The sequence below is a fragment of the Ralstonia sp. 110700041-2 genome, from assembly GCF_056280165.1.
The window spans coordinates 13,659-32,248 of record NZ_JBSFAI010000011.1 but is presented as its reverse complement, the minus strand read 5'-3'; the positions used below and the strand labels follow the sequence as shown (position 1 = coordinate 32,248).

Genomic DNA, 18,590 nt, shown 5'->3' with positions numbered 1-18,590 from the left:
AGGAGGATTCGCCGTGGGAGCCTACACGGTATCGAGGCTGGCGCAGGAAGCAGATGTCAGCGTCAACGTGGTGCGCGACTATGTGCTGCGCGGCTTGCTCAGACCGGCGAGCCATACGGAAGGCGGCTATGGCCTCTACGACGCCGGCGCGCTGGAACGGCTGCGCTTCGTGCGTGCGCTGTTCGAGGCCGGCATCGGGTTGGGCGAGTTGGTGCGACTATGCCATGTGCTGGACAGCCAGGCCGGCGATGCCGGCGACTGCCTGGCGCACCTGCGCGCGCTAGTCGCGGCCCGGCGCGAGGCGCTGGCCTTGCTAGACCGACAACTTGCGGGGATGGTCGTGGCGGAACGTCGTCGCACTGCCACGGAGCATCATCATGGATAGTCCCGACCAAACCGAACCCCGAGAAACGCCGCACTGGCGGGGCTATGTCTGGGGCGCGCTGGCCGCGCTGACCTGCCCCTGCCATCTGCCGATTCTGGCAGCCGTGCTCGCCGGCACGACGGCTGGGGCCTTCATTGGCGACCATTGGGGCATCGCCGCCTTGGCGCTGGCCGGACTATTCTTCCTGTCGCTGGCGCGGGCGATCCGGGCGTTTCGGGGCACCGCATGAACACCGCTGAGCCGCCTGCCCTGACCGCAATGCACCTGGCGCAGGCGCTCGAACGGCGGCAGTTCGTCCTGCATTACCAGCCGATGGTCGATCTGGACAGCGGTGGCGTCGCCGGCGCGGAAGCGCTGTTGCGCTGGCAGCACCCGACCCTTGGCCTGCTGCCGCCGGTGCGGTTCCTGCCCCTTGCCGAGTCGTCCGGCCTGATCCGCGACATCGGTGCGTGGGTCCTGCGTGATGCCTGCCGCCAGATGCGCGAATGGCAGGCGCTGGGCTGGGGAACGTTCCGATTGGCCGTGAACGTGTCCGCGCGTCAGGTCGGGCCGGACTTCGACACCTGGGTCAAGGACGTGCTGGCCGACACCGGGCTGGCTGCCGAGTATCTGGAAATCGAGCTGACCGAATCGGCCGCCTTCGGCGATCCGGCGATCTATCCCGCCCTGGAAACCTTGCGCCGGATCGGCGTGCGTTTTGCCGCCGACGACTTCGGCACCGGCTATTCCTGTCTCCAGCATCTGAAATGCTGTCCGATCACGACACTCAAGATCGACCAGTCGTTCGTCGCCGGACTCGCCGACGATGCCCGCGACCAGACTATCGTGCATACCGTGATCCAGCTCGCGCATGGGCTGGGCATGGACGTAGTGGCCGAGGGCGTGGAGACGGCGGCTAGTCTTGAGCTGTTGCGGCAAGCCGGTTGCGACGTGGTGCAGGGCTTCCTGTTCGCCCAGCCGATGCCGGCCGCCAAGTTTGTCCGCTTCGCCAGCCGAAGGAGGAACGCCGTCATGAGCGCCAATGAACCGACCATCGCCTGCTGCGTGTGCTGCAGGGAAATCCCGCTCGACGCCGCTTTCACCCCAGAAGGGGCGGAGTACGTCGAACATTTCTGCGGGCTAGACTGCTATCGGCGCTTCGAGGCGCGCATAGCCGCTGGTGAACACGAAACTGGGCAGCCCCCGATGGCGGGCAATCCGAGAAACAACAGTAGTTAGGTACGGGCGAGCAGCTTCTCGCCATCGGGGCGCAATTCACCCTTCGGGGAAATGTTCCGGTACAGGGTCTGCCGCGTGATACCGAGTTCCTGACACAGATCGCCGACCTTGGTTTCCGGCTGCCCCATCGCCGCCATCGCCAAGCGCAGCTTGGCAGCCATCATCTTGAACGGCCGCCCGCCTTTCCGACGGCGCAACCGCGCTGACGCCAAGCCCGCCACCGTGCGCTCGGCAATCAGCTCGCGCTCGAACTCGGCCAGGGCGGCGAAGATACCGAAAACCAGCTTACCGGCAGCGGCGCTCGCCATCCGGGCGCGTCTGACGGCGCAGGAGCTGGCCGACCAGCTGTTCCCCTACCTGACGATGGTCGAAGGGCTGAAACTCGCGGCGCAGACCTTCAGCAAGGACGTATCACGCCTGTCCTGCTGTGCCGGGTAGGCGCCGAAAAATCGCTTGACTATGGAGTTAACTCCAAGGTTTATCCTGAGATCGTGATGGGGTGGTGTGCGACCGCTCGACCGCGCCCGTCACGCCTATCAAAGGAGCCTGGACATGACTACCCAACGCAAAGTCGAAGTATTCAGCGCCGGCTGCCCAGCCTGCGCCGAAGTCGAATCCCTCGTAAAAAGCCTGGCTTGCCCGTCGTGCGACGTGGCCGTGCTCGACATGCGCGACCTGGCCGTGGCGCAACGCGCCAAGGCGCTGGGCGTGCGCTCGGTGCCGGCGGTGGCGATCAACGGCCAGCTCGCCGGCTGCTGCTCAGGGCGCGGTGTCGATGAGGCCAGTCTGCGCGCCGCCGGGCTCGGTCAGGCATGATGCTGACCATTGGCAGGCTGGCCAAAGCCGGGCATATCAGCGCCGATGCGCTGCGCTATTACGAGCGCGAGGGGCTGCTCGCGCCTGAGCGCAAGACCGACGGCGGCTATCGTCTCTACGGCGAGGATGCAGTGCGTCGAGTGCGCTTCATCCAGCACGCGCAGGCGTGCGGCTTCACGCTGGCGGAAATTCGGGAACTCTTGCACCTGCGCCAGGCCGACAGCGCCTGCTGCAATGACGTGAAGAGCCGCGCCATCGAGAAGAAGCTTCAGCTTGCCGCCAAGATTCGCGTCATGCAGGCAATGTCCGCCGCGCTCGACCGGCTGATCGCCGAATGCGCCGGCGGGGAGCTGCCGCTCGATGACTGCCCGATTCTGGCGGCGCTGGAGGCCGTCGGTGACGAAGCGACCCGTATGCCATGAAGATCGAGTTGTTTTATGTCCCCGGCTGCGCCCAGTGCGGCACCACGACAGCGGCGCTCAAGGCGGCGGCGCAGGCCGTGTCCGGAGTCGAGTGGTGCGAGCTCAACGTGCTCGATGATCTCGACCGCGCGGTCAATCTCGGGGTGCTGACGCTGCCCGCGCTTGCGGTGGATGGCGAGTTGGTGTTCACCGCGCTGCCGACAGCCGAGCAGCTCGTTGCCGAACTGCGTAGGCGCGATGGGGGGGAGCGCGGCCATGGAGCTTGAGACGCTACGGCAGCTCGCCTCTCAGAGCGTGGGGGTCGCCAGCGGCATCAGCCTGCTGGCCGGGCTGCTGTTCAGCGTGAGTCCCTTGGCGATCGCCGCGTTGCCGGTGCCACTTGCCTACGTCACCCGCGCCCGTGCGCCAAGCGAGGCGGCCCGTTACGGCCTAGCCTTCATCGGCGGTCTGATCGCCACACATGCGTTGTTGGGTGCCGTGGCAGGACTCGGCGGTCAAGGGGTGCAAGCGCTGGCAGGGCGCTGGTGGGGCTTGCTGCTCGGCCCCTGGCTGATCGTCTTGGGCCTGCTGTGGACCGGGTGGATCAAGCTGCCGTTGCCGCCGATCGGATTCAGCGCCAAGCGGGTCGGCAGCGGCTGGGGCGCGTTCGCGCTTGGCATTCCGTTCTCGGTCGCCGTCTGCCCATCCTGCGCTCCGGCGCTCGTCGTGCTGGTTGGCGCGGCGGCAGCCAGCGGCTCGCCGCTTTCCGGCGCGGCGATGTTGATCAGTTTCGCCATCGGCCGCGCGATTCCCCTGGCCTTGGCGACGGTCGCTATGGAGTGGATCGAGCAGATGAAACCGCTTACGCGGTTTCGCCGAACCTTTGAGCTGGCCGGCAGCCTGCTGCTGATCGTCACCGGCCTGTATCTGCTCAATGGCTACTTTGTCATTTTTCCTTGGCTGACTTGGTAGGAGAACGACGATGAACTTCGACCCCTCGCAATCAGGGCAACGACGCGTCACTTGGCTGACGCTGTTTGCCTCGACCGGCACGCTGGTCTGTTGCGCACTGCCAATCCTGTTCGTCTCACTCGGTTTGGGCGCAACCGTCGCGGCGATCACCAGTACCGCTCCCTTCCTGGTCTCGCTGGCCATGCACAAAGCCTGGGTGTTCGCAGGCTCGGGGCTGATGCTGCTGGTTTCCGGCTGGCTGCTCTACCGGCCCGGACGCGCTTGCCCGAGTGATCCGGAACTGGGCCGTTTGTGCGAGCGCGCCGACCGCTGGAACCGCCGGATTCATGGCATCTCGGCAGCGGTCTGGAGCATCGGATTCTTCGCCGCCTATCTGGCGCTGCCGATCCGTACCTGGCTCGGGGTCTGAGCCACCTATTCATTCTCGAAGGAAAGCATCATGCACAAGCTTCATCTGAAACACGTCGCAGCGGTCTTGGCGCTCTGCCTGCCGATTCTGACCTTCGGCGCCGAGCGCCAGGTGGTGGACATCGCGGTCAAGGGCATGACCTGCCCGTTCTGCGCCTACGGGCTGGAGAAGAACCTCGTCAAGGCGAGCGAGGTCGAGCAGGCGAGCGCGAGCTTGAAAGAGCAGAAGGTGCACATCGTACTCAAGCCCGGCGCGCAACCCGACATCAGACGCTACAAGCAGCTCATCCATGATGCGGGCTTTACGCCGGGCGAGGCCAAGGTCTCCAAGGAGGAAGTCAAATGAACGCCCCCCCCAACGGCATCCCTGTACTGGCCCTCCTTTGCGCCTGGGCAAGCGTCGCCGGTGCCGCGCCGCTCACCTTCAATACGGCTCTGCCCATTTCCAAGGACGAGTGGATTCTGCGCGAGCAGTTCGTCTACATAAAGAGCACCGACGATCCGATGCCGATGAACCGCCGCATGGAGGTTTCCGGTCTGATGTCCATGTTGGGGTATGGCGTCACCCGCGACTTCGCGGTCTTTGCGGTGCTGCCTTATGCCGACAAGCGGCTGTCGATGAACATGGGCGGCCAGACCGTCAAGCGCAGCCAGACGGGTTTCGGCGATGCGATGTTCATGGGCCGCTACACGGCCTTTGAAGCCAACGCGGCAGGGCATACTTTCCGCGTCGCGCCGTTTCTTGGCGTCAAGGCGCCTACCGGCGACGACCATGCGTCCGATGGCCTAGGACGGCTGCCGCCAATGCTTCAGCCAGGCTCGGGCTCGTGGGACTGGCAAGGCGGCGCGGTGGCGTCCTTTCAATCGTTGGATTGGGGCGCGGATGCCCAGCTTGCCTATCAATCGAATGGCGAAGCCAATGGCTTCCGGGCGGGTACGATTTCCCGATTCGATCTGTCGGTCCAGCGGCGGCTGTGGCCCGGCGTGCTGGGCGAAGGTGTCCCCGGCTTCCTGTATGGCGGGCTGGAGGCCAACCTCATTCATGTCACCAAGAATCGCGTGAACGGAACCGACGATCCAAACTCAGGCGGCACAACGCTGTACCTGACGCCCACCTTGCAATACGTTACCCGAAAATGGGTGCTTGAAGCCGGCATCCAAATTCCGGTGTCGCAGCGCTTGAACGGCACCGCACTCAAGAACGACTACATCCTGAGCACGGGGTTCCGGCGCAATTTTTAGCGGTACATGGAGTCGTCATGAACTGGCATATGCACAAGGACTCTTGGTCATTCATCCTCAAGCGCTACCTGCCGCGCCTGCTTCTTTTGAGTCTGGCCTGGGAAATCCTGCAACTACCGCTTTACACGCTGGCGTCCGAGCCCCGGGCCGCATGGGTTGCATACGCCATCGCGCATTGCACTGTGGGCGATGCAATGATCGGAACGGCAGCGTTGGTCGGTGCGCTAACGATCTGCCAAGCCAACGAACCAGCCCGCTGGCCGCGAGCAAAAATCGTCGTTTGGATGGTTCTGTTGACTGTGTCCTACACGATCTTGAGCGAACGCTACAACGTCGCACACGGCAGTTGGGCCTATTCCTCGTGGATGCCCATCATCCCCTTGATTGGCGTTGGCCTGTCGCCGCTGCTGCAATGGCTACTCATCCCGATTGCCGCGTGGCGATGGGCTCAAGACAAAAAAGACCCGTGTAGTTGAAGCGGATGACCGGTTCCCAAACCGTCATCGTGGTCAGCGCATGCGTTCTTGATCTTCACCCTTCCGATTTTCCGCCTCCCTTCGACGTGCCGAAAAGAACGCTCCTGTCGGCAACGACCCGCTGCCGACAGGGATTGCACGAGCGCAAGATAGTCACATCACGCGCTGGAGTCCTCGCTCGCTTGTTGCGGCATGCGGCGCGGCCGACGCATCAGCCGGTATGCCGCCGGAATCACGAACATTGACAGCAGCGGCGCAGTGATCATCCCGCCAACCATCGGCGCAGCAATGCGGCTCATCACCTCGGAGCCGGTACCGCTGCCCAACAGGATGGGCAGGAGACCGGCGAGGATCACCGCTACCGTCATCGCCTTGGGGCGCACGCGCAGCACCGCGCCCTGACGGATGGCCTGGTCGAGGACGTGCTCGTTCATCGCCATGCCATGCTCTTCACGTTCAGCGATGGCCTGCTTGAGGTACAGCAGCATCACCACGCCGAATTCCGCCGAGACGCCCGCCAAGGCGATGAAGCCCACGCCGGAGGCCACCGACAGGTTGTAGCCGGCCAGGTAGAGGAACCACACGCCGCCCACCAAGGCGAATGGCAAGGTCGCCATGATGAGCAGCGCGTCGTCGAAGCGCCGGAACGTCAGGTACAGCAGCACGAAGATAATCAACAACGTCGCTGGCACCACCAGCTTGAGCCGTGCATTGGCGCGCTCCATGTACTCGAACTGCCCGGAATAGGCCAGGCTCATCCCCGGTTGCAGCTTCACTTTGTCGGTGACGGCGGCGCGCAGATCGGCCACCACCGAAGCCAGGTCGCGCCCACGCACGTCCACGTACACCCAGCCCGAGGGGCGCGCGTTTTCGCTCTTGAGCATCGGCGGGCCATCGCTGACCCGGACATTGGCGACCGTGCCCAAGGTGATCTGCTGCCCCATGTCGGTCAGGATCGGCAGGTTGCGCAGGCCGTCCAACGAATCACGCAGCTCGCGCGGATAGCGCACGCTGATCGGATAGCGCGCCAGTCCATCGACCGTTTCCCCGACGTTCTCGCCGCCGATGGCGGACGAAACGATGGACTGCACGTCGGCGATATTGAGGCCGTAGCGTGCGGCGGTTGCACGATTGATCTCGACATCGACGTAGCGTCCGCCGGTCAAGCGCTCGGCCAGAGCCGAGCTGACGCCGGGCACCGTCTTGGCGACTTGCTCAACCTGTTGCGCCACCTGGTCGATTTCAGCCAGGTTGGTGCCGGACACCTTGACCCCAATCGGGCTCTTGATGCCGGTGGCCAGCATGTCGATGCGGTTGCGGATCGGCGGCACCCAGATGTTGGCCAGGCCCGGCACCTTGACCACGCGGTCCAGCTCATCGACGAGCTTGGAAGGCGTCATACCCGGACGCCATTGCTCACGCGGCTTGAACTGGATCGTGGTCTCGAACATTTCCATCGGTGCGGGGTCGGTGGCGCTCTCGGCACGGCCAGCCTTGCCGAATACGCTCGCCACCTCGGGCACGGTCTTGATGAGCCGGTCTGTCTGCTGCAACAACTCGCCCGCCTTGGCCGCCGACAGCCCCGGCAAAGCGGAAGGCATGTAGAGCAGGTCGCCCTCATCGAGCGGCGGCATGAATTCGCCGCCCAGTCGAGTGATCGGCCAGACAGTGGTCAACAAGGCCAGCGCCGCGAGCGCAAGCGTCGTTTTCGGATGCCTGAGCACCCGGTCAAGCCAGGGGCTGTAGCGGCGGATCAACCAGCGATTGAGCGGGTTCTTGTGCTCGTCCGGGATGCGCCCACGTATCCAGTAGCCCATCAGCACCGGGATCAACGTCACCGACAGGCCCGCCGCCGCCGCCATCGCGTAGGTCTTGGTCAAGGCTAGCGGCCCAAACAGGCGGCCCTCCTGGGCCTGCAAGGTGAACACCGGGATGAAAGACAGGGTGATGATCAGCAGCGAGAAGAACAGCGCTGGGCCGACCTCGGCCGCCGCCTCTCCCATCACGCGCCAATGCGCCTCACCCTGCAGGCGTTCGCTGGGATGGTGGTGCCGCCACGCCTCGATATGCTTGTGGGCGTTCTCGATCATGACCACCGCTGCATCGACCATGGCGCCGATGGCGATGGCAATGCCGCCCAGCGACATGATGTTGGCATTGACGCCCTGGTAGCGCATCACGATGAAGGCCATCATCACGCCCAGCGGCAAGGACACGCTGGCCACCAGCGCCGAACGCAGATGCCATAGGAAGATGCCGCAAACGACCGCGACCACCAGAAACTCTTCGAGCAGCTTGTGTGAAAGGTTGTCGATGGCGCGGTCGATCAGCTGGCTGCGGTCGTAGGTTGGCACGACCTCGACGCCGGCAGGTAGGCTCTTTTGCAATTCGGCGAGCTTGACCTTGACAGCCGCAATGGTTTCGCGAGCGTTTTTGCCCGAGCGCAGGATCACCACACCACCAGCGACTTCGCCTTGACCGTTCAATTCGGCGATGCCGCGTCGCATCTCCGGCCCGAGCTGGATCGTCGCCACGTCGCCCAAAGTCACCGGTACGCCGGCCTGCGCGGTGGCAAGCGGAATGGCCCGGAAATCGTCCAGCGTTTTCAGGTAGCCCGCAGCCCGCACCATGAACTCTGTCTCCGCCAGTTCGAGCACCGAGCCACCGGTCTCTTGGTTGGCTTTCTGGATCGCCTCGATGACCTTGGCCTGCGGGATGCGGTAGGCCGCCAGCTTTACGGGATCGAGCACGACCTGATACTGTTTGACCATGCCGCCGATGGAGGCGACCTCCGAGACATTGGGCAGACTTTTCAGCTCGTACTTCAGGAACCAGTCCTGCAAGCTGCGCAGTTGCGACAGATCGTGCTTACCCGTCTTGTCGATCAATGCGTACTCGTAAATCCAGCCGACGCCCGTGGCGTCCGGCCCGAGCGAAGCGCGCGCCCCGGCCGGCAAGCGACCTTGCACCTGGTTCAGGTATTCCAGTACGCGCGAACGCGCCCAGTACAGGTCGGTGCCATCCTCGAATAGCACATAGACGAAGGAGTCGCCAAAGAACGAGTAACCGCGCACGGTCTTGGCCCCCGGTACCGACAGCATGGTGGTTGCCAGCGGGTAGGTGACCTGGTTCTCGACGATCTGTGGTGCCTGGCCGGGATAGCTGGTGCGGATGATGACCTGCACGTCCGATAGGTCGGGTAGCGCATCGACCGGCGTGGTCGTCACCGCCCAGATACCCCAGGCCGCCAGGAACAGGGTAGTGAGCAGCACCAGGAAGCGGTTGGCAATCGACCAATGGATCAGTTTTTCGATCATGGCGCGCTCCCGGTTTTGCCGATTTGCTCGAGGACATAGCCACCATCGCCCTGCCTGAAACCGAAATGCACGCGGTCACCTGGCTTGACGCCAGCCAAGAGATTCGGCCGGGCGAGCTGGAAAGGCATCGTCATTGCGCCCCAGCCCAGAGACTTGACCGGCCCATGCGATAGGGTGATCTCGTTGCCGGAGATTGACTCGACCTTGCCATCTGCTTCATTGAGGGTACTGGCAGCGGATGCCGCGGGTTGCGCTGCTGGCGAGACCTCGCCTCCCTCGGACAACCGCGCCAACACGCCTTTCAAGCTGGCTTCCGAGTCGATCAGGAACTGCCCGGAAGCAACGACGCTTTGTCCTTCGCGCAAACCGTCGAGCACGGCAATCTTGCCTCCGGCTTCCTGGCCGAGCTTGACCTCGACCGGCTGAAAACGCCCACCATCCAGGGACAGCAACACGACATTTCGGGTGCCAGTGCGAATCACCGCTTCGCTCGGCACCAACAAGGCTTGAGCACCGTTGTCCGCAGTCAGATTGATCTGTGCAAACATGCCAGCGCGCAGACGCCCGTCATGGTTGGCCAGTTCGACGCGTACACGCACGGTCCGACTTTCCAGGTTGGTTTCTGGCAGCACCGCAATGACCTTGCCGGTCAGCCGTTGACCGGGATAGGCCGCCAGCGATGCGCTGACCGGGGTGCCTACCCCGACTTTGCCCGCCAGCGCCTCAGGAACCGCTGCTTCTAGCCAGACCGGATTGAGACCGTTGATCTTCGCCAGCGGCATGCCCGCTGCGAGCGACATACCCGCGCGCACGTCCAGGGTCTGGATGACGCCTGAGACGGGCGAAGTGACCGTGAACAGTGGGTGCACTTGGCCCGTCGATTCGACCTGTGCGATCAACTCGGCCGGCATGCCCAGGAGCTTCAGCCGCTCGCGTGCCGCCTGCGTCAACGCCGCGTCGCCGGAGCTGCGTAACGCCAGAAATTCAGTCTGCGCCCCCGCCCAGTCCGGCACCAGCAGGTCGGCCAGCGGCGCGCCTGTGGCGATCACATCGCCTGGTGCGCGCCCGTAGACGCGCTCGACGAACCCGGCCGTGCGGGCTTGCACCACGGCAACCTGACGTTCGTTCCATTGCACGTTACCGACTGCGGCCACGGGCGCGGCCAGTGTCCCGCGTTCCACCTTGGCAAGCCGCAGGCCCAGGTTCTGAGTCACGCTGGGGTCGATCTTGATGCTGGCCGCGTCACCGCCTTCGTCGGCGTACTTGGCGACCAGTTGCATGTCCATGAAAGGCGACTTCCCCGGCTTGTCGAAATGCTGGTTGGGCACCATCGGGTCATACCAGTACAGCACTTTGCGACCTTGCGCCGCGTTCGCCGCTGGGTTAGCCGCAGCAGCCATTCCCTCCACGCTGGTTCGATGCGAGGCCAGCCAGTAGCCTGTGCCGCCGCCGATGCCAGCAAACAGGACGGCCACCGTCGCCACCGTCACCACGGATCGTTTGTTCCCGTTCATTGCCAGTCCTCCCCATAGGCGTAATGAAGTCGCGCGCCAGCGCGGGCCTGTCCGGCTTCCAGTTCAACGATGCGCAGGCGTTGTTCGATGCGCTCGCGGCGGGCCGCCAATACCGCAGACAGATCGCCTTTGCCAGCTTGGTAACTGGCGGTTTGCAGCGCCACTTTTTGCTCTGCCAGCGGTAGCGCAATCTGCTTGGCGCGTTCGAGCTGGCGGCTGAGTGCGTCGTACTCGGCCAACAGGTTCTCCAGTTCAGTGGCTTGGGTTCGCAACATGCCTTCCCGCTCGGCATCGATACGATCCAATTCGCGCTGCTTGGCGGCGATCAACGGGTCTTGCCGCGTGGCCGGTGACACCGGTAGGTCGAAGGTGAACTGGATCGACACCATGTTGCCGAATTGCGGCGCGCGGCGTTGATAAGCCAGCTCGACACCCCAATCGGACTTCTTCATGGACTGGGCTTCCGTGACTTCGGCCTGCGCCTTGCGCGTCTCGGCCGCGAAGGCCAGCAATTCCGGGTGCTGCTGCAGGTGTCCACGCAGGTGTTGTGCGTTCACCTCGAATGCAGGCGGGGCACCGACCAAGCCATCGTCGGCACCGCCGCCGATGAGCTGACGCAGCTTTGCACTGGCTTGCATCAGGTCGCGCGCCAAGTCGTCGCGGCTGTCAGCCAGTTGGGCGGCTTCTTGTTTGGGAGCCACCGCGTCGGCGGCCTGGGCGCGACCGCTGGCGATCTGCGCTTGGACGATTTGCCCCAACAGGGTGTTTTCGTGGTCTAAGTCGGCAAACAGCGCTTGCTTGCGTTGCAGGTAGTACAGATCAAGCCAGGCCAGGGCGGCGTCGCGTCGCACCGCGAGACGATCCACGCGCCGCTGGGCAGACGCCACATCCACGCTCGCAGCGGCCACCGCCTCGCGGGCGCGTCGCTTGTCCGCATTAGGCACCTCCTGCATCACGCCGATCTTCTGCATTGTCATGAAATCGGCTTGCAAGCGCCCCGCATCGGGGCCAGACACCGGGAAGTTGTCGATGCCGGCGAAGACCTTGGGATCGGGCAAGGCTCCGGCCGGGATGGCCGCCGAACGGGCGGCATCGATTGCGGCGGCATTTGCCGCCAGTTTGGGGGATTGGCGCTCAGCAAGATCGAGCGCCGAGGTGAAACTCAAAGGGGCGGCCTGGGCAAGGCTCGCCAGTCCAGCCAACACGGGCAGGACGGTTCTTCGTATTAGGGAATACATCTCCAACTCCATGACGGATCGGTGCGCACCCGCGCACGAACGCCCTGTCGGCAAGGCCGCAGGGCTACCAAGTCAAGGGATTAGAGCGAGCGGGGAGGTCGCCACAACCCGCGTGGGTCGTGGGAGGGGAGCGTCGAGTCCGGCAAGGCGATAACGACCTGCGACGCATCCGGGAGAAGAGGAGAGGCCGAAGCGGCAGGGACCACCGCGCAGGCACTGCACACCTTGCATTCTTGGCCAGGTTTGCAGGCGTGAGGCTTGGCCTTGTCCAGCATGCCGTGGTCGCAGCAGTCGTGCATGGTCATCGCAGCCATGCTGTCGTTGCTCGGCTGCATCGAGCATTCGGTTGCCTGGGACGTGATGATCCCTGCCGTTGCCACGAAGGGAACGGCAAGCGATATCAGCACAACCAAGATAAACCGAACGAATACCATTACTCGCCTATAAAGCCCGGATCTTGAAAATAGATCTTTGTTGCTGAATTAGGGCATGGCTTATTATCACATGATGCCCCCCAGCGCGATCCAAACAGTTCATAGGGCCAGACTCATTGCCCATGCCACACCGGCAGCCAGCGGCAGGGTCAAAACCCAGGACAACAAGACGTTGCGCAGTGCATGCCAATCCAGCGTGCGCGAGCTGGCCCCCACCCCGGCAATCGCGCCAACCGAGACGTGTGTCGTCGACACCGGCAGCCCGAGCTTGCTGGCGAAAAGTACCAGAGACGCCGTGATCAGGTTGGCGGCGAGACCCGAGGTGTGATCCATTCGGGTGACGCGCTGGCTCATGGTTTGCGCCACCTTTTTTGCGAACAGCACGCCGCCCAATGCCATGGCCAGGGCAATCAAGACCACCGAGCCTTGAGAAGCTCCGAGGCTGTGTGCCAACAGCAGCAAGGCGACCAGCTTCGGCGTGTCGTTCACTCCGCGCGCGAGGCAGATAGCCATAGCCGACCCGACATGCAAGCGGTCAAGATACTTGCTGATCGAAAAACGGACAGGCATCGCCGCCCGCTCACATTCGCTGGCCTGCTCGATGACAATAACGGGCAGCATGGCGGACATCTGCGATGCAGAATCCGCGACCGGCGCGACTATAGGCTCCAGCGCAACGCAGGCGCAATCCTTCTCAGCCGGTCTCTTTTTTAGCAGCCGATAGGCGAGCACGCCCAAAACGGCTGCAAGCAAGGGGCTGACCAGAAGCGGCAGGAGGAAGGTGTCGGCCAGCTTGGCGAAGTGCACACCGCCGGTCTGTGCCGCTCCGGCCCCGACCAGGCCACCGATCAGCGCATGCGTCGTCGAAATGGGAAAACCCAGTCGGGTGGCGAGGAAAACCGTCACCGCCGCGCCCATGGCAACACTGGAGATAAACGGCAGGCTCTGTGTCGCTTCACTGGCCACCAGCCCTTTACCCGAGAACTGCTGCACCAAACCATCTGCCAGCATCCATGACAACAGGCTGCCCGCAACTGTCGCGATGGTTGCAAGGAACAGAGCCCGTCGATAATCAAGCGTGCCCGATCCCCACACGGTAGCGAAGCCCTTGAAATTGTCGTTGGCGCCGTTGGCAAAGGCTAGAAATGTCGCCGCGATAATCAGTACCCATTCCATCATTGTTCTCCTCTTTCTGATAGCGCCCGCAAGGCATCCGCGACTTGGGATTTGCTCAGGCGCTCAAGCGGCAATTCCATCAGCGATGTGATGCGCGTTCGCATCTCAAGAAACGTCGCGGAAAACGCGGCGCGGATCTCCTCCGGATTTCCTGAGACAGCGGCTGGATCGGCAAACTCCCAATGCACCCGCCGTGCTTCACCAGGGAACACCGGGCATGGCTCGTCTGCGGCATTCGAGCAAACAGTCAGAACAACATCAACCGGCCTATCCGAATGCGCTTGGGCAAACTGATCCCAGCTCTTGCTTCGGTAAGCCACTCCATCGTCATTCAAATGTGCGCTGATCTGCTCGATGGCAAACGGATTGACCCGGCCCACTGGGTGACTACCGGCGCTGACCACTCGAATCCATGGTTTGCCCAGATGATCGAACAATGCCTCCGCCATGATGCTGCGCGCCGAGTTGCCGGTGCACAGCACCAGAAGGGTCAACGGCTTCTCCAACTTGGGGCCGACACTTTGGTTAACAGCCTCGCTTAGCAACATGCGCCACCTCCTGACGTGCCATTGGAGCCCTGGTCAAATGGCAGGCCGCCGCCGCAGCCCTCAAACAGTCCAAAGTGCTGATCGAAATTTCCGATGAAGTCGAAATGACGGGCGAAACGGGTTTCGTTCAGCATGCGCCAGGTATTGCCGCAGACAGGGAACACCTTTCCTGTGGCGATATCGTGGTGCTTATCCAGTTGGAAACGATGCGGGTGCTGCGCTACCGTTCCGCGATAGATCACGGCTTGCCCGTAGTCTTCGCAGGCGCTTTCCAGGCCGCCAAGCTTGAACAGGCGGTAGGTGGCGGAGAAAAATCGCAGGTTTCCCACGCGCTCGGCCAAGGTGGGGTCGGTGATGAGCAGCGGTCTATCTTCGACCAAACGCGGATCGGCAAACCCTGCCGCGTTGGCCAACCGCAGGAAATCATTCCAGTACAGCGCACCGCCGAGGCATTCGCCGTAGAGCACGGGGTCGTCGCGCACGGCGGTCGGCACGCGGCGGTCCGCATAGACGTCCGAAAAATAGAACTCGCCCCCCGGCTTGAGCAGCCTATGAACGCCGCGCAAAACAGCGGCCTTGTCGGGCGACAGATTCACCACGCAGTTGGAAACGATGACGTCAAAGCTTTCGGGTTCCAGATCCAGTTCGGCTAGCCGCTCGATGTAGCCGCTCAGAAAACGCACGTTATCGAAGCCGAATGCCTGTACATGGTGTGCTCTATGGCTTTGCGCGACGGCAAGTTGCTCGTCGGTCATGTCGACGCCCACCACCATCCCGTCCGGGCCGGCCAACTGCGCCAGCGCGTAAACGTCGCGTCCGGACCCGCAGCCCAGATCCAGTACCCGGCACCCCGCAAGCTGTTGCGGACAGACGAGCCCGCAACCGTAATAGCGTGACAGCACTTCGGGATGAATGCGCGCGAGCAAGGGCTTGAGCCACTCCGGCATGGCACTGGCATCGCAGCAGGCCGTGGTTTTCAGATCGGCACTGCTTTGCAGCTGCTTGCCGTAATAGTCTTGTACGAGTTCATGCATGATGGGCGGTTTCCAGAATCGTGTTGGCTTGCTACTGAGTCGCACTGCCGGGCCAATTTCTTACACTCGCATGCCGGGTACCGCACGATCTCCCTTCAGCCAGCGCCAACTGTCCAATGCGTCGAAAGCCAGGCTGATCCCATTCACCAACAACACCGCCGTGACATAAATCAGTTCAAGCGGCGGCATGGCATCGGCATCAGAGAACTGCCTGATTTTTGAGAGCAAGAACCATTGCAACGGCCCCCAAATGAACAGATGAGGTACAGCCATCAACTTGGTCATCCCGCGAGCCCACAGCATGATGGGAACGTTCGTCGCCACGACCAGCAGGGCAGCGGCCGCGATGGCGCGGCCAGACCCGGTATCCAGCATCGCAAACGATGCCGCATTGACCGGCACCAGAATGCAGCCCACCCAAAACTGAACCCAACCGGGCAAGGATCGGAAGGAAGCCCAACTGACCATGATTCGACTTTGCCTGTAATGTTGCTGGAGGTTATCCACAAGTGTTTCTCTTTTTTATGGCTGGGGATCGCTTGAGAACTACGTCACGGTCAGCGTGACGGCGCTGAGAATGAACAGGGTTGATCCGGGGGCACAAAGTGAAAATCGGCGAACCCGGCATGTGCAAATTCGCCGGTATTGTCTGTATCGCTTGCGATGGCAAGCTGCGCAGCTTTTATTTGATCCGTACCGAACAGGCGACGCGCATCGGAGAGAACATCTCGTCGCTCCTCAATCCAGCGGCCAGCCCGCTCGGCGCCGGATTCGAGTACCAGCATGCGGGCTTGGTCGGTGTAGGCATTGGGGGCTTCGAAACCGATGGGGTGTCGGTTATCCCAAACGTAGTTGATCGCCGCGTCTGGAACCTGCGCCCCAAACAACTGCCGCGCCAGTCCCAACTTGAGGCGTTGCCCGAGATTCAGCGCACGGTCGGGCAGCGAAAAGGCGACATAGACACGGGCGGCAAAATCATCGCCCGATTTTTTCGATAGATCCGCATGGATCAGGGGCGCATCGATGCGCCAGCGCCAGCACAAAACCGGCGTTGGCTGCAAGTCCATGCTCAGCGGTCGCGCCAGCAGCGCCATGCTGCCCTTGGCCGTGGCTTCGATGGCCGCGACGCCATCCCACTGCCGTAGCTGATAGCGGGTAGGCGGCGCTTTCTCAGACGGTACGACGATTTGCCAGGGCGCGGGAATGGCCGTTGCTCCGGCGTCAATGCGCCCCACATCCAGTGTCTGCGCCTGAATAAGCGCTGGCAGCAGCAAGGCTGAGAAGGCCACACGCTTCACCGCACGCACCAATCCTGCGGCAGAGCCGCCAGATCGGCGGGTTCATCGATGTCGCACAGCATGGGCAACTGCGCGACCGACCACTGCAATACGCCGATGCGGCATAGGGTGTCAAAAGCGACACTGTCAGTGCTCCAGGCGATGCCTCGAAAGACCGAAGGATTGAAAGTCTTTAGGCCGAGCAATACATAGCCACCGTCGGCGCTCGGAATGATCACCGCGTCCTTCGACACCAGCTGTGTAGCAGCCTCACGCAGACGCTCTGCGGCCAGAAAAGGGCAATCGGTACCGATGAGCAGCACCGCGCGCCCATCCAGAACGCCTCTGCGTGTGGCGCGCGCGAGCCGCTCACCCAAATCGCCATCGCCCTGTGCCTGCCAGGCGACAGGCCACTCAGGGTCGCGAAAGGGCCGCCATTGCTGCGCGCCGGGTTCTGGCGTGACGCACAGTTCGATTTCTCCGACATCGGCGGCCAGCGCCTCGGCCACGGTATGGCGCAACATGCGCTGGGCAAGCCGAGCCGAACCTTGCTCGCCCAGTGCCGGAATGAGGCGTGTCTTGGCGAGCCCCGCCAGCGGCGCCTTGGCGAAGATCACGATCCGGATGGAACTCATCGGTAAGCCCTCGCAATGTCCTCCACCGGCGTACCCAGCCAGTAACGCCAACGCAACCACCACATGAGCGCGATGGTGCGCCACACGCCGCGCTGCTCCCAGCGACGGCCCGAGGTGACGACTTGCAGCGCCAAACAGGCGGGCTTCCCTCCGGTTTTGAGTGCTCGGCAGATGTCGATGTCTTCCATCAGCGGTTGATCCGCAAATCCGCCGACTGCTTCAAACGCCTCACGCGTCATGAAAAGACCCTGATCGCCGGTGGCGATCCCGGAGAGGCGTGAACGCCAATTCATCAGGGCCGAGACCATGCGCAAAGCCATCGGTTTCCCGGCGATGCGCACATCGAAGCGTCCCCACTGATGGCTGCGCAGCGCCTGTGCGATGGCGATCATGGCCCCCGGCGGCAGCCGCGTGTCGGCATGCAAAAAAAGTAGGACGTCGCCGCTGCTCGCCGCCGCGCCCGCATTCATTTGGCGTGCCCGACCCGCTGCGCTCGTCAGAACACGAAACCCGGCTGCGCGTGCAATGGCTTCTGATCCATCCTGACTGCCGCCATCAACAAAAATGATTTCCACACCTGATCGGGCGAGTAGCACCAAGTGCTCGCACAAATCGGGCAGGCCTGTCGACTCATTGAGCATGGGGACTACGATGCTGAACTTCATGCTTACCTCCGGCCGTCATTGAGACGCCAGTCGTAATCGCCAAAGCGGATCGCCAGCCTTCCACCGCGCAGATCGTTCGCTTGCCCGGCGTTCAGTCCGGCCACACCGGCATAACGCGCCAGAAAATCCGGCAACGCCTTATCGCCACGGAAGCCTTGCTCGAAATCCTCGCGGTACCACTTGAAGATGGGGGAAACCTCCAGCGCATCGTCCGCGATCCGGTTTCGCGTCCGGTCGCCCAAGAAGCGCTTGGTCTGGTCTTCGAGTTGCTCGTCAAGTTTTTCCGCGCCATAGGCGTCGGGTCGTAGCGCCGGACAGCCGATGCTGGCGCAATTGACCGCAAAATGGATACGCGGATCACGATAGCGCCCCGACCCGCGAATCAATCCGTGTTCAATGTCATCCAGCGAACGGGTTTGCCCGAGCAGGGACACAAACGGCTTCTTCCAGGGGGACTGGATGAAGGAACCCAGATCCTTGATGGACTTCAAATCCGGGTATCGGGTCAGAATCAACTGCACCGTGAAGGCGTTGTAGGCATTGATCAGAAACGCCAACTGTGCCTCCCGCGACCAACCATCGAAGCTCTGGCGCGATACGGCTGACAGGGTTGTCAAATAGCTCTGCAACTTATCCCTGTCGGTCGCCATACCCTGATAGTTCACGGTGCTCGCATGGCCGTCGCCAGTCCAGCGCACATGTCGCTGAAGCAGATGGTTCCATGCGCCGTGATCGAAGCCCTGTGGCGTTTGGGCGTAGGCCGTCGCCGCCCCCAAGGAGAACGTAATGGCGACGGCCAGTCTGCGCAGCCAAACTTTCATCGTTGAAACCATA

Annotated in this window: 24 protein-coding genes; 12 read left to right on the top strand and 12 right to left on the bottom strand. The window is 62.9% G+C overall.

The genetic code is table 11. The features are described 5' to 3' along the window. The first annotated feature begins 13 nt into the window (after nucleotides 1-13). Genes merD through ACUXH0_RS16860 form a run of 3 tightly spaced genes read left to right on the top strand, consistent with a single transcriptional unit; the run spans nucleotide 14 to nucleotide 1,603 of the window. Nucleotides 14-385 carry a mercuric resistance transcriptional repressor MerD gene (gene merD / locus ACUXH0_RS16870; protein ID WP_182594329.1) on the top strand — a complete coding sequence of 124 codons (372 nt, stop codon included), beginning with the start codon at nucleotides 14-16 and terminating at the stop codon, nucleotides 383-385. Continuing rightward, nucleotides 378-614, top strand: coding sequence for a broad-spectrum mercury transporter MerE (merE, locus tag ACUXH0_RS16865; protein WP_182594328.1), 237 nt, complete (start codon nucleotides 378-380; stop codon nucleotides 612-614). Before merD ends, merE begins: the two co-directional genes overlap by 8 nt. Next, nucleotides 611-1,603, top strand: coding sequence for a DUF3330 domain-containing protein (locus ACUXH0_RS16860; protein WP_182594327.1), 993 nt, complete (start codon nucleotides 611-613; stop codon nucleotides 1,601-1,603). Before merE ends, ACUXH0_RS16860 begins: the two co-directional genes overlap by 4 nt. Here the strand turns inward: ACUXH0_RS16860 and ACUXH0_RS16855 are convergent. Further along, nucleotides 1,600-1,911, bottom strand: coding sequence for a recombinase family protein (locus ACUXH0_RS16855; RefSeq protein WP_462344987.1), 312 nt, complete (start codon nucleotides 1,909-1,911; stop codon nucleotides 1,600-1,602). The two genes, ACUXH0_RS16860 and ACUXH0_RS16855, sit on opposite strands and share 4 nt — an antisense overlap. 244 nt (nucleotides 1,912-2,155) lie before the next feature. Here ACUXH0_RS16855 and ACUXH0_RS16850 point away from each other — a divergent pair, with 244 nt between their 5' ends. The 8 genes from ACUXH0_RS16850 to ACUXH0_RS16815 are packed head-to-tail and all read left to right on the top strand — an operon-like array spanning nucleotide 2,156 to nucleotide 5,918. After that, nucleotides 2,156-2,419, top strand: a complete 264-nt coding sequence (locus ACUXH0_RS16850; RefSeq protein ID WP_182594326.1) for a thioredoxin family protein — start codon at nucleotides 2,156-2,158, stop codon at nucleotides 2,417-2,419. Beyond that, entirely contained in the window at nucleotides 2,416-2,841 is a 426-nt protein-coding gene (locus ACUXH0_RS16845) for a heavy metal-responsive transcriptional regulator (RefSeq protein ID WP_232357184.1), read from the top strand. The genes ACUXH0_RS16850 and ACUXH0_RS16845 overlap by 4 nt, the downstream gene beginning before the upstream one ends. After that, nucleotides 2,838-3,107, top strand: coding sequence for a thioredoxin family protein (locus ACUXH0_RS16840; protein WP_182594325.1), 270 nt, complete (start codon nucleotides 2,838-2,840; stop codon nucleotides 3,105-3,107). Before ACUXH0_RS16845 ends, ACUXH0_RS16840 begins: the two co-directional genes overlap by 4 nt. Beyond that, a complete protein-coding gene (locus ACUXH0_RS16835) occupies nucleotides 3,097-3,792 on the top strand; it encodes a cytochrome c biogenesis CcdA family protein (protein ID WP_182594324.1) in 696 nt (231 codons plus the stop codon). Before ACUXH0_RS16840 ends, ACUXH0_RS16835 begins: the two co-directional genes overlap by 11 nt. Before the next feature lie 10 nt (nucleotides 3,793-3,802). Next, complete coding sequence (locus ACUXH0_RS16830) at nucleotides 3,803-4,201, top strand: hypothetical protein (protein WP_182594323.1); 399 nt, start codon at nucleotides 3,803-3,805, stop codon at nucleotides 4,199-4,201. Nucleotides 4,202-4,231: 30 nt separating this feature from the next. Further along, nucleotides 4,232-4,546 (top strand): heavy-metal-associated domain-containing protein, encoded by a 315-nt coding sequence (locus ACUXH0_RS16825; protein WP_182594322.1) that lies wholly within the window; start codon nucleotides 4,232-4,234, stop codon nucleotides 4,544-4,546. Beyond that, the gene (locus tag ACUXH0_RS16820) at nucleotides 4,543-5,442 is read left to right on the top strand and encodes a transporter (protein ID WP_182594321.1); all 900 of its coding nucleotides are present in this window, start codon (nucleotides 4,543-4,545) and stop codon (nucleotides 5,440-5,442) included. The genes ACUXH0_RS16825 and ACUXH0_RS16820 overlap by 4 nt, the downstream gene beginning before the upstream one ends. Nucleotides 5,443-5,459: 17 nt before the next feature. Further along, nucleotides 5,460-5,918, top strand: a complete 459-nt coding sequence (locus tag ACUXH0_RS16815; RefSeq protein ID WP_182594320.1) for a hypothetical protein — start codon at nucleotides 5,460-5,462, stop codon at nucleotides 5,916-5,918. A gap of 158 nt (nucleotides 5,919-6,076) precedes the next feature. Here ACUXH0_RS16815 and ACUXH0_RS16810 read toward each other — a convergent pair whose 3' ends face one another. The 3 genes from ACUXH0_RS16810 to ACUXH0_RS16800 are packed head-to-tail and all read right to left on the bottom strand — an operon-like array spanning nucleotide 6,077 to nucleotide 11,999. Further along, a complete protein-coding gene (locus ACUXH0_RS16810) occupies nucleotides 6,077-9,235 on the bottom strand; it encodes an efflux RND transporter permease subunit (protein WP_182594319.1) in 3,159 nt (1,052 codons plus the stop codon). After that, nucleotides 9,232-10,749 (bottom strand): efflux RND transporter periplasmic adaptor subunit, encoded by a 1,518-nt coding sequence (locus ACUXH0_RS16805; RefSeq protein ID WP_198110536.1) that lies wholly within the window; start codon nucleotides 10,747-10,749, stop codon nucleotides 9,232-9,234. Before ACUXH0_RS16805 ends, ACUXH0_RS16810 begins: the two co-directional genes overlap by 4 nt. After that, entirely contained in the window at nucleotides 10,746-11,999 is a 1,254-nt protein-coding gene (locus ACUXH0_RS16800; protein ID WP_232357185.1) for a TolC family protein, read from the bottom strand. Before ACUXH0_RS16800 ends, ACUXH0_RS16805 begins: the two co-directional genes overlap by 4 nt. Nucleotides 12,000-12,284: 285 nt before the next feature. Between ACUXH0_RS16800 and ACUXH0_RS16795 the strand changes: the two genes are divergently transcribed. Then, nucleotides 12,285-12,434, top strand: a complete 150-nt coding sequence (locus ACUXH0_RS16795; RefSeq protein ID WP_182594318.1) for a hypothetical protein — start codon at nucleotides 12,285-12,287, stop codon at nucleotides 12,432-12,434. A gap of 86 nt (nucleotides 12,435-12,520) precedes the next feature. Here the strand turns inward: ACUXH0_RS16795 and ACUXH0_RS16790 are convergent, their stop codons facing one another. The 8 genes from ACUXH0_RS16790 to ACUXH0_RS16755 are packed head-to-tail and all read right to left on the bottom strand — an operon-like array spanning nucleotide 12,521 to nucleotide 18,577. Next, on the bottom strand, nucleotides 12,521-13,600 hold the full coding sequence (locus ACUXH0_RS16790) for an inorganic phosphate transporter (RefSeq protein WP_182594317.1): 1,080 nt from the start codon (nucleotides 13,598-13,600) through the stop codon (nucleotides 12,521-12,523). Continuing rightward, the gene (locus tag ACUXH0_RS16785; protein WP_182594316.1) at nucleotides 13,597-14,145 is read right to left on the bottom strand and encodes an arsenate reductase ArsC; all 549 of its coding nucleotides are present in this window, start codon (nucleotides 14,143-14,145) and stop codon (nucleotides 13,597-13,599) included. Before ACUXH0_RS16785 ends, ACUXH0_RS16790 begins: the two co-directional genes overlap by 4 nt. Beyond that, on the bottom strand, nucleotides 14,136-15,179 hold the full coding sequence (locus ACUXH0_RS16780) for a methyltransferase domain-containing protein (protein WP_182594315.1): 1,044 nt from the start codon (nucleotides 15,177-15,179) through the stop codon (nucleotides 14,136-14,138). Before ACUXH0_RS16780 ends, ACUXH0_RS16785 begins: the two co-directional genes overlap by 10 nt. A 60-nt stretch (nucleotides 15,180-15,239) precedes the next feature. Beyond that, on the bottom strand, nucleotides 15,240-15,686 hold the full coding sequence (locus tag ACUXH0_RS16775; RefSeq protein ID WP_182594314.1) for a hypothetical protein: 447 nt from the start codon (nucleotides 15,684-15,686) through the stop codon (nucleotides 15,240-15,242). Nucleotides 15,687-15,736: 50 nt separating this feature from the next. After that, nucleotides 15,737-16,477, bottom strand: coding sequence for a DUF3047 domain-containing protein (locus ACUXH0_RS16770; RefSeq protein ID WP_198110535.1), 741 nt, complete (start codon nucleotides 16,475-16,477; stop codon nucleotides 15,737-15,739). After that, the gene (locus ACUXH0_RS16765) at nucleotides 16,474-17,073 is read right to left on the bottom strand and encodes a TIGR04282 family arsenosugar biosynthesis glycosyltransferase (RefSeq protein WP_310735971.1); all 600 of its coding nucleotides are present in this window, start codon (nucleotides 17,071-17,073) and stop codon (nucleotides 16,474-16,476) included. The genes ACUXH0_RS16770 and ACUXH0_RS16765 overlap by 4 nt, the downstream gene beginning before the upstream one ends. Before the next feature lie 14 nt (nucleotides 17,074-17,087). After that, nucleotides 17,088-17,756, bottom strand: coding sequence for a TIGR04283 family arsenosugar biosynthesis glycosyltransferase (locus ACUXH0_RS16760; protein ID WP_182594312.1), 669 nt, complete (start codon nucleotides 17,754-17,756; stop codon nucleotides 17,088-17,090). 2 nt (nucleotides 17,757-17,758) lie between these two features. Next, complete coding sequence (locus ACUXH0_RS16755; protein WP_182594311.1) at nucleotides 17,759-18,577, bottom strand: DUF547 domain-containing protein; 819 nt, start codon at nucleotides 18,575-18,577, stop codon at nucleotides 17,759-17,761. Nucleotides 18,578-18,590 lie beyond the last annotated feature (13 nt).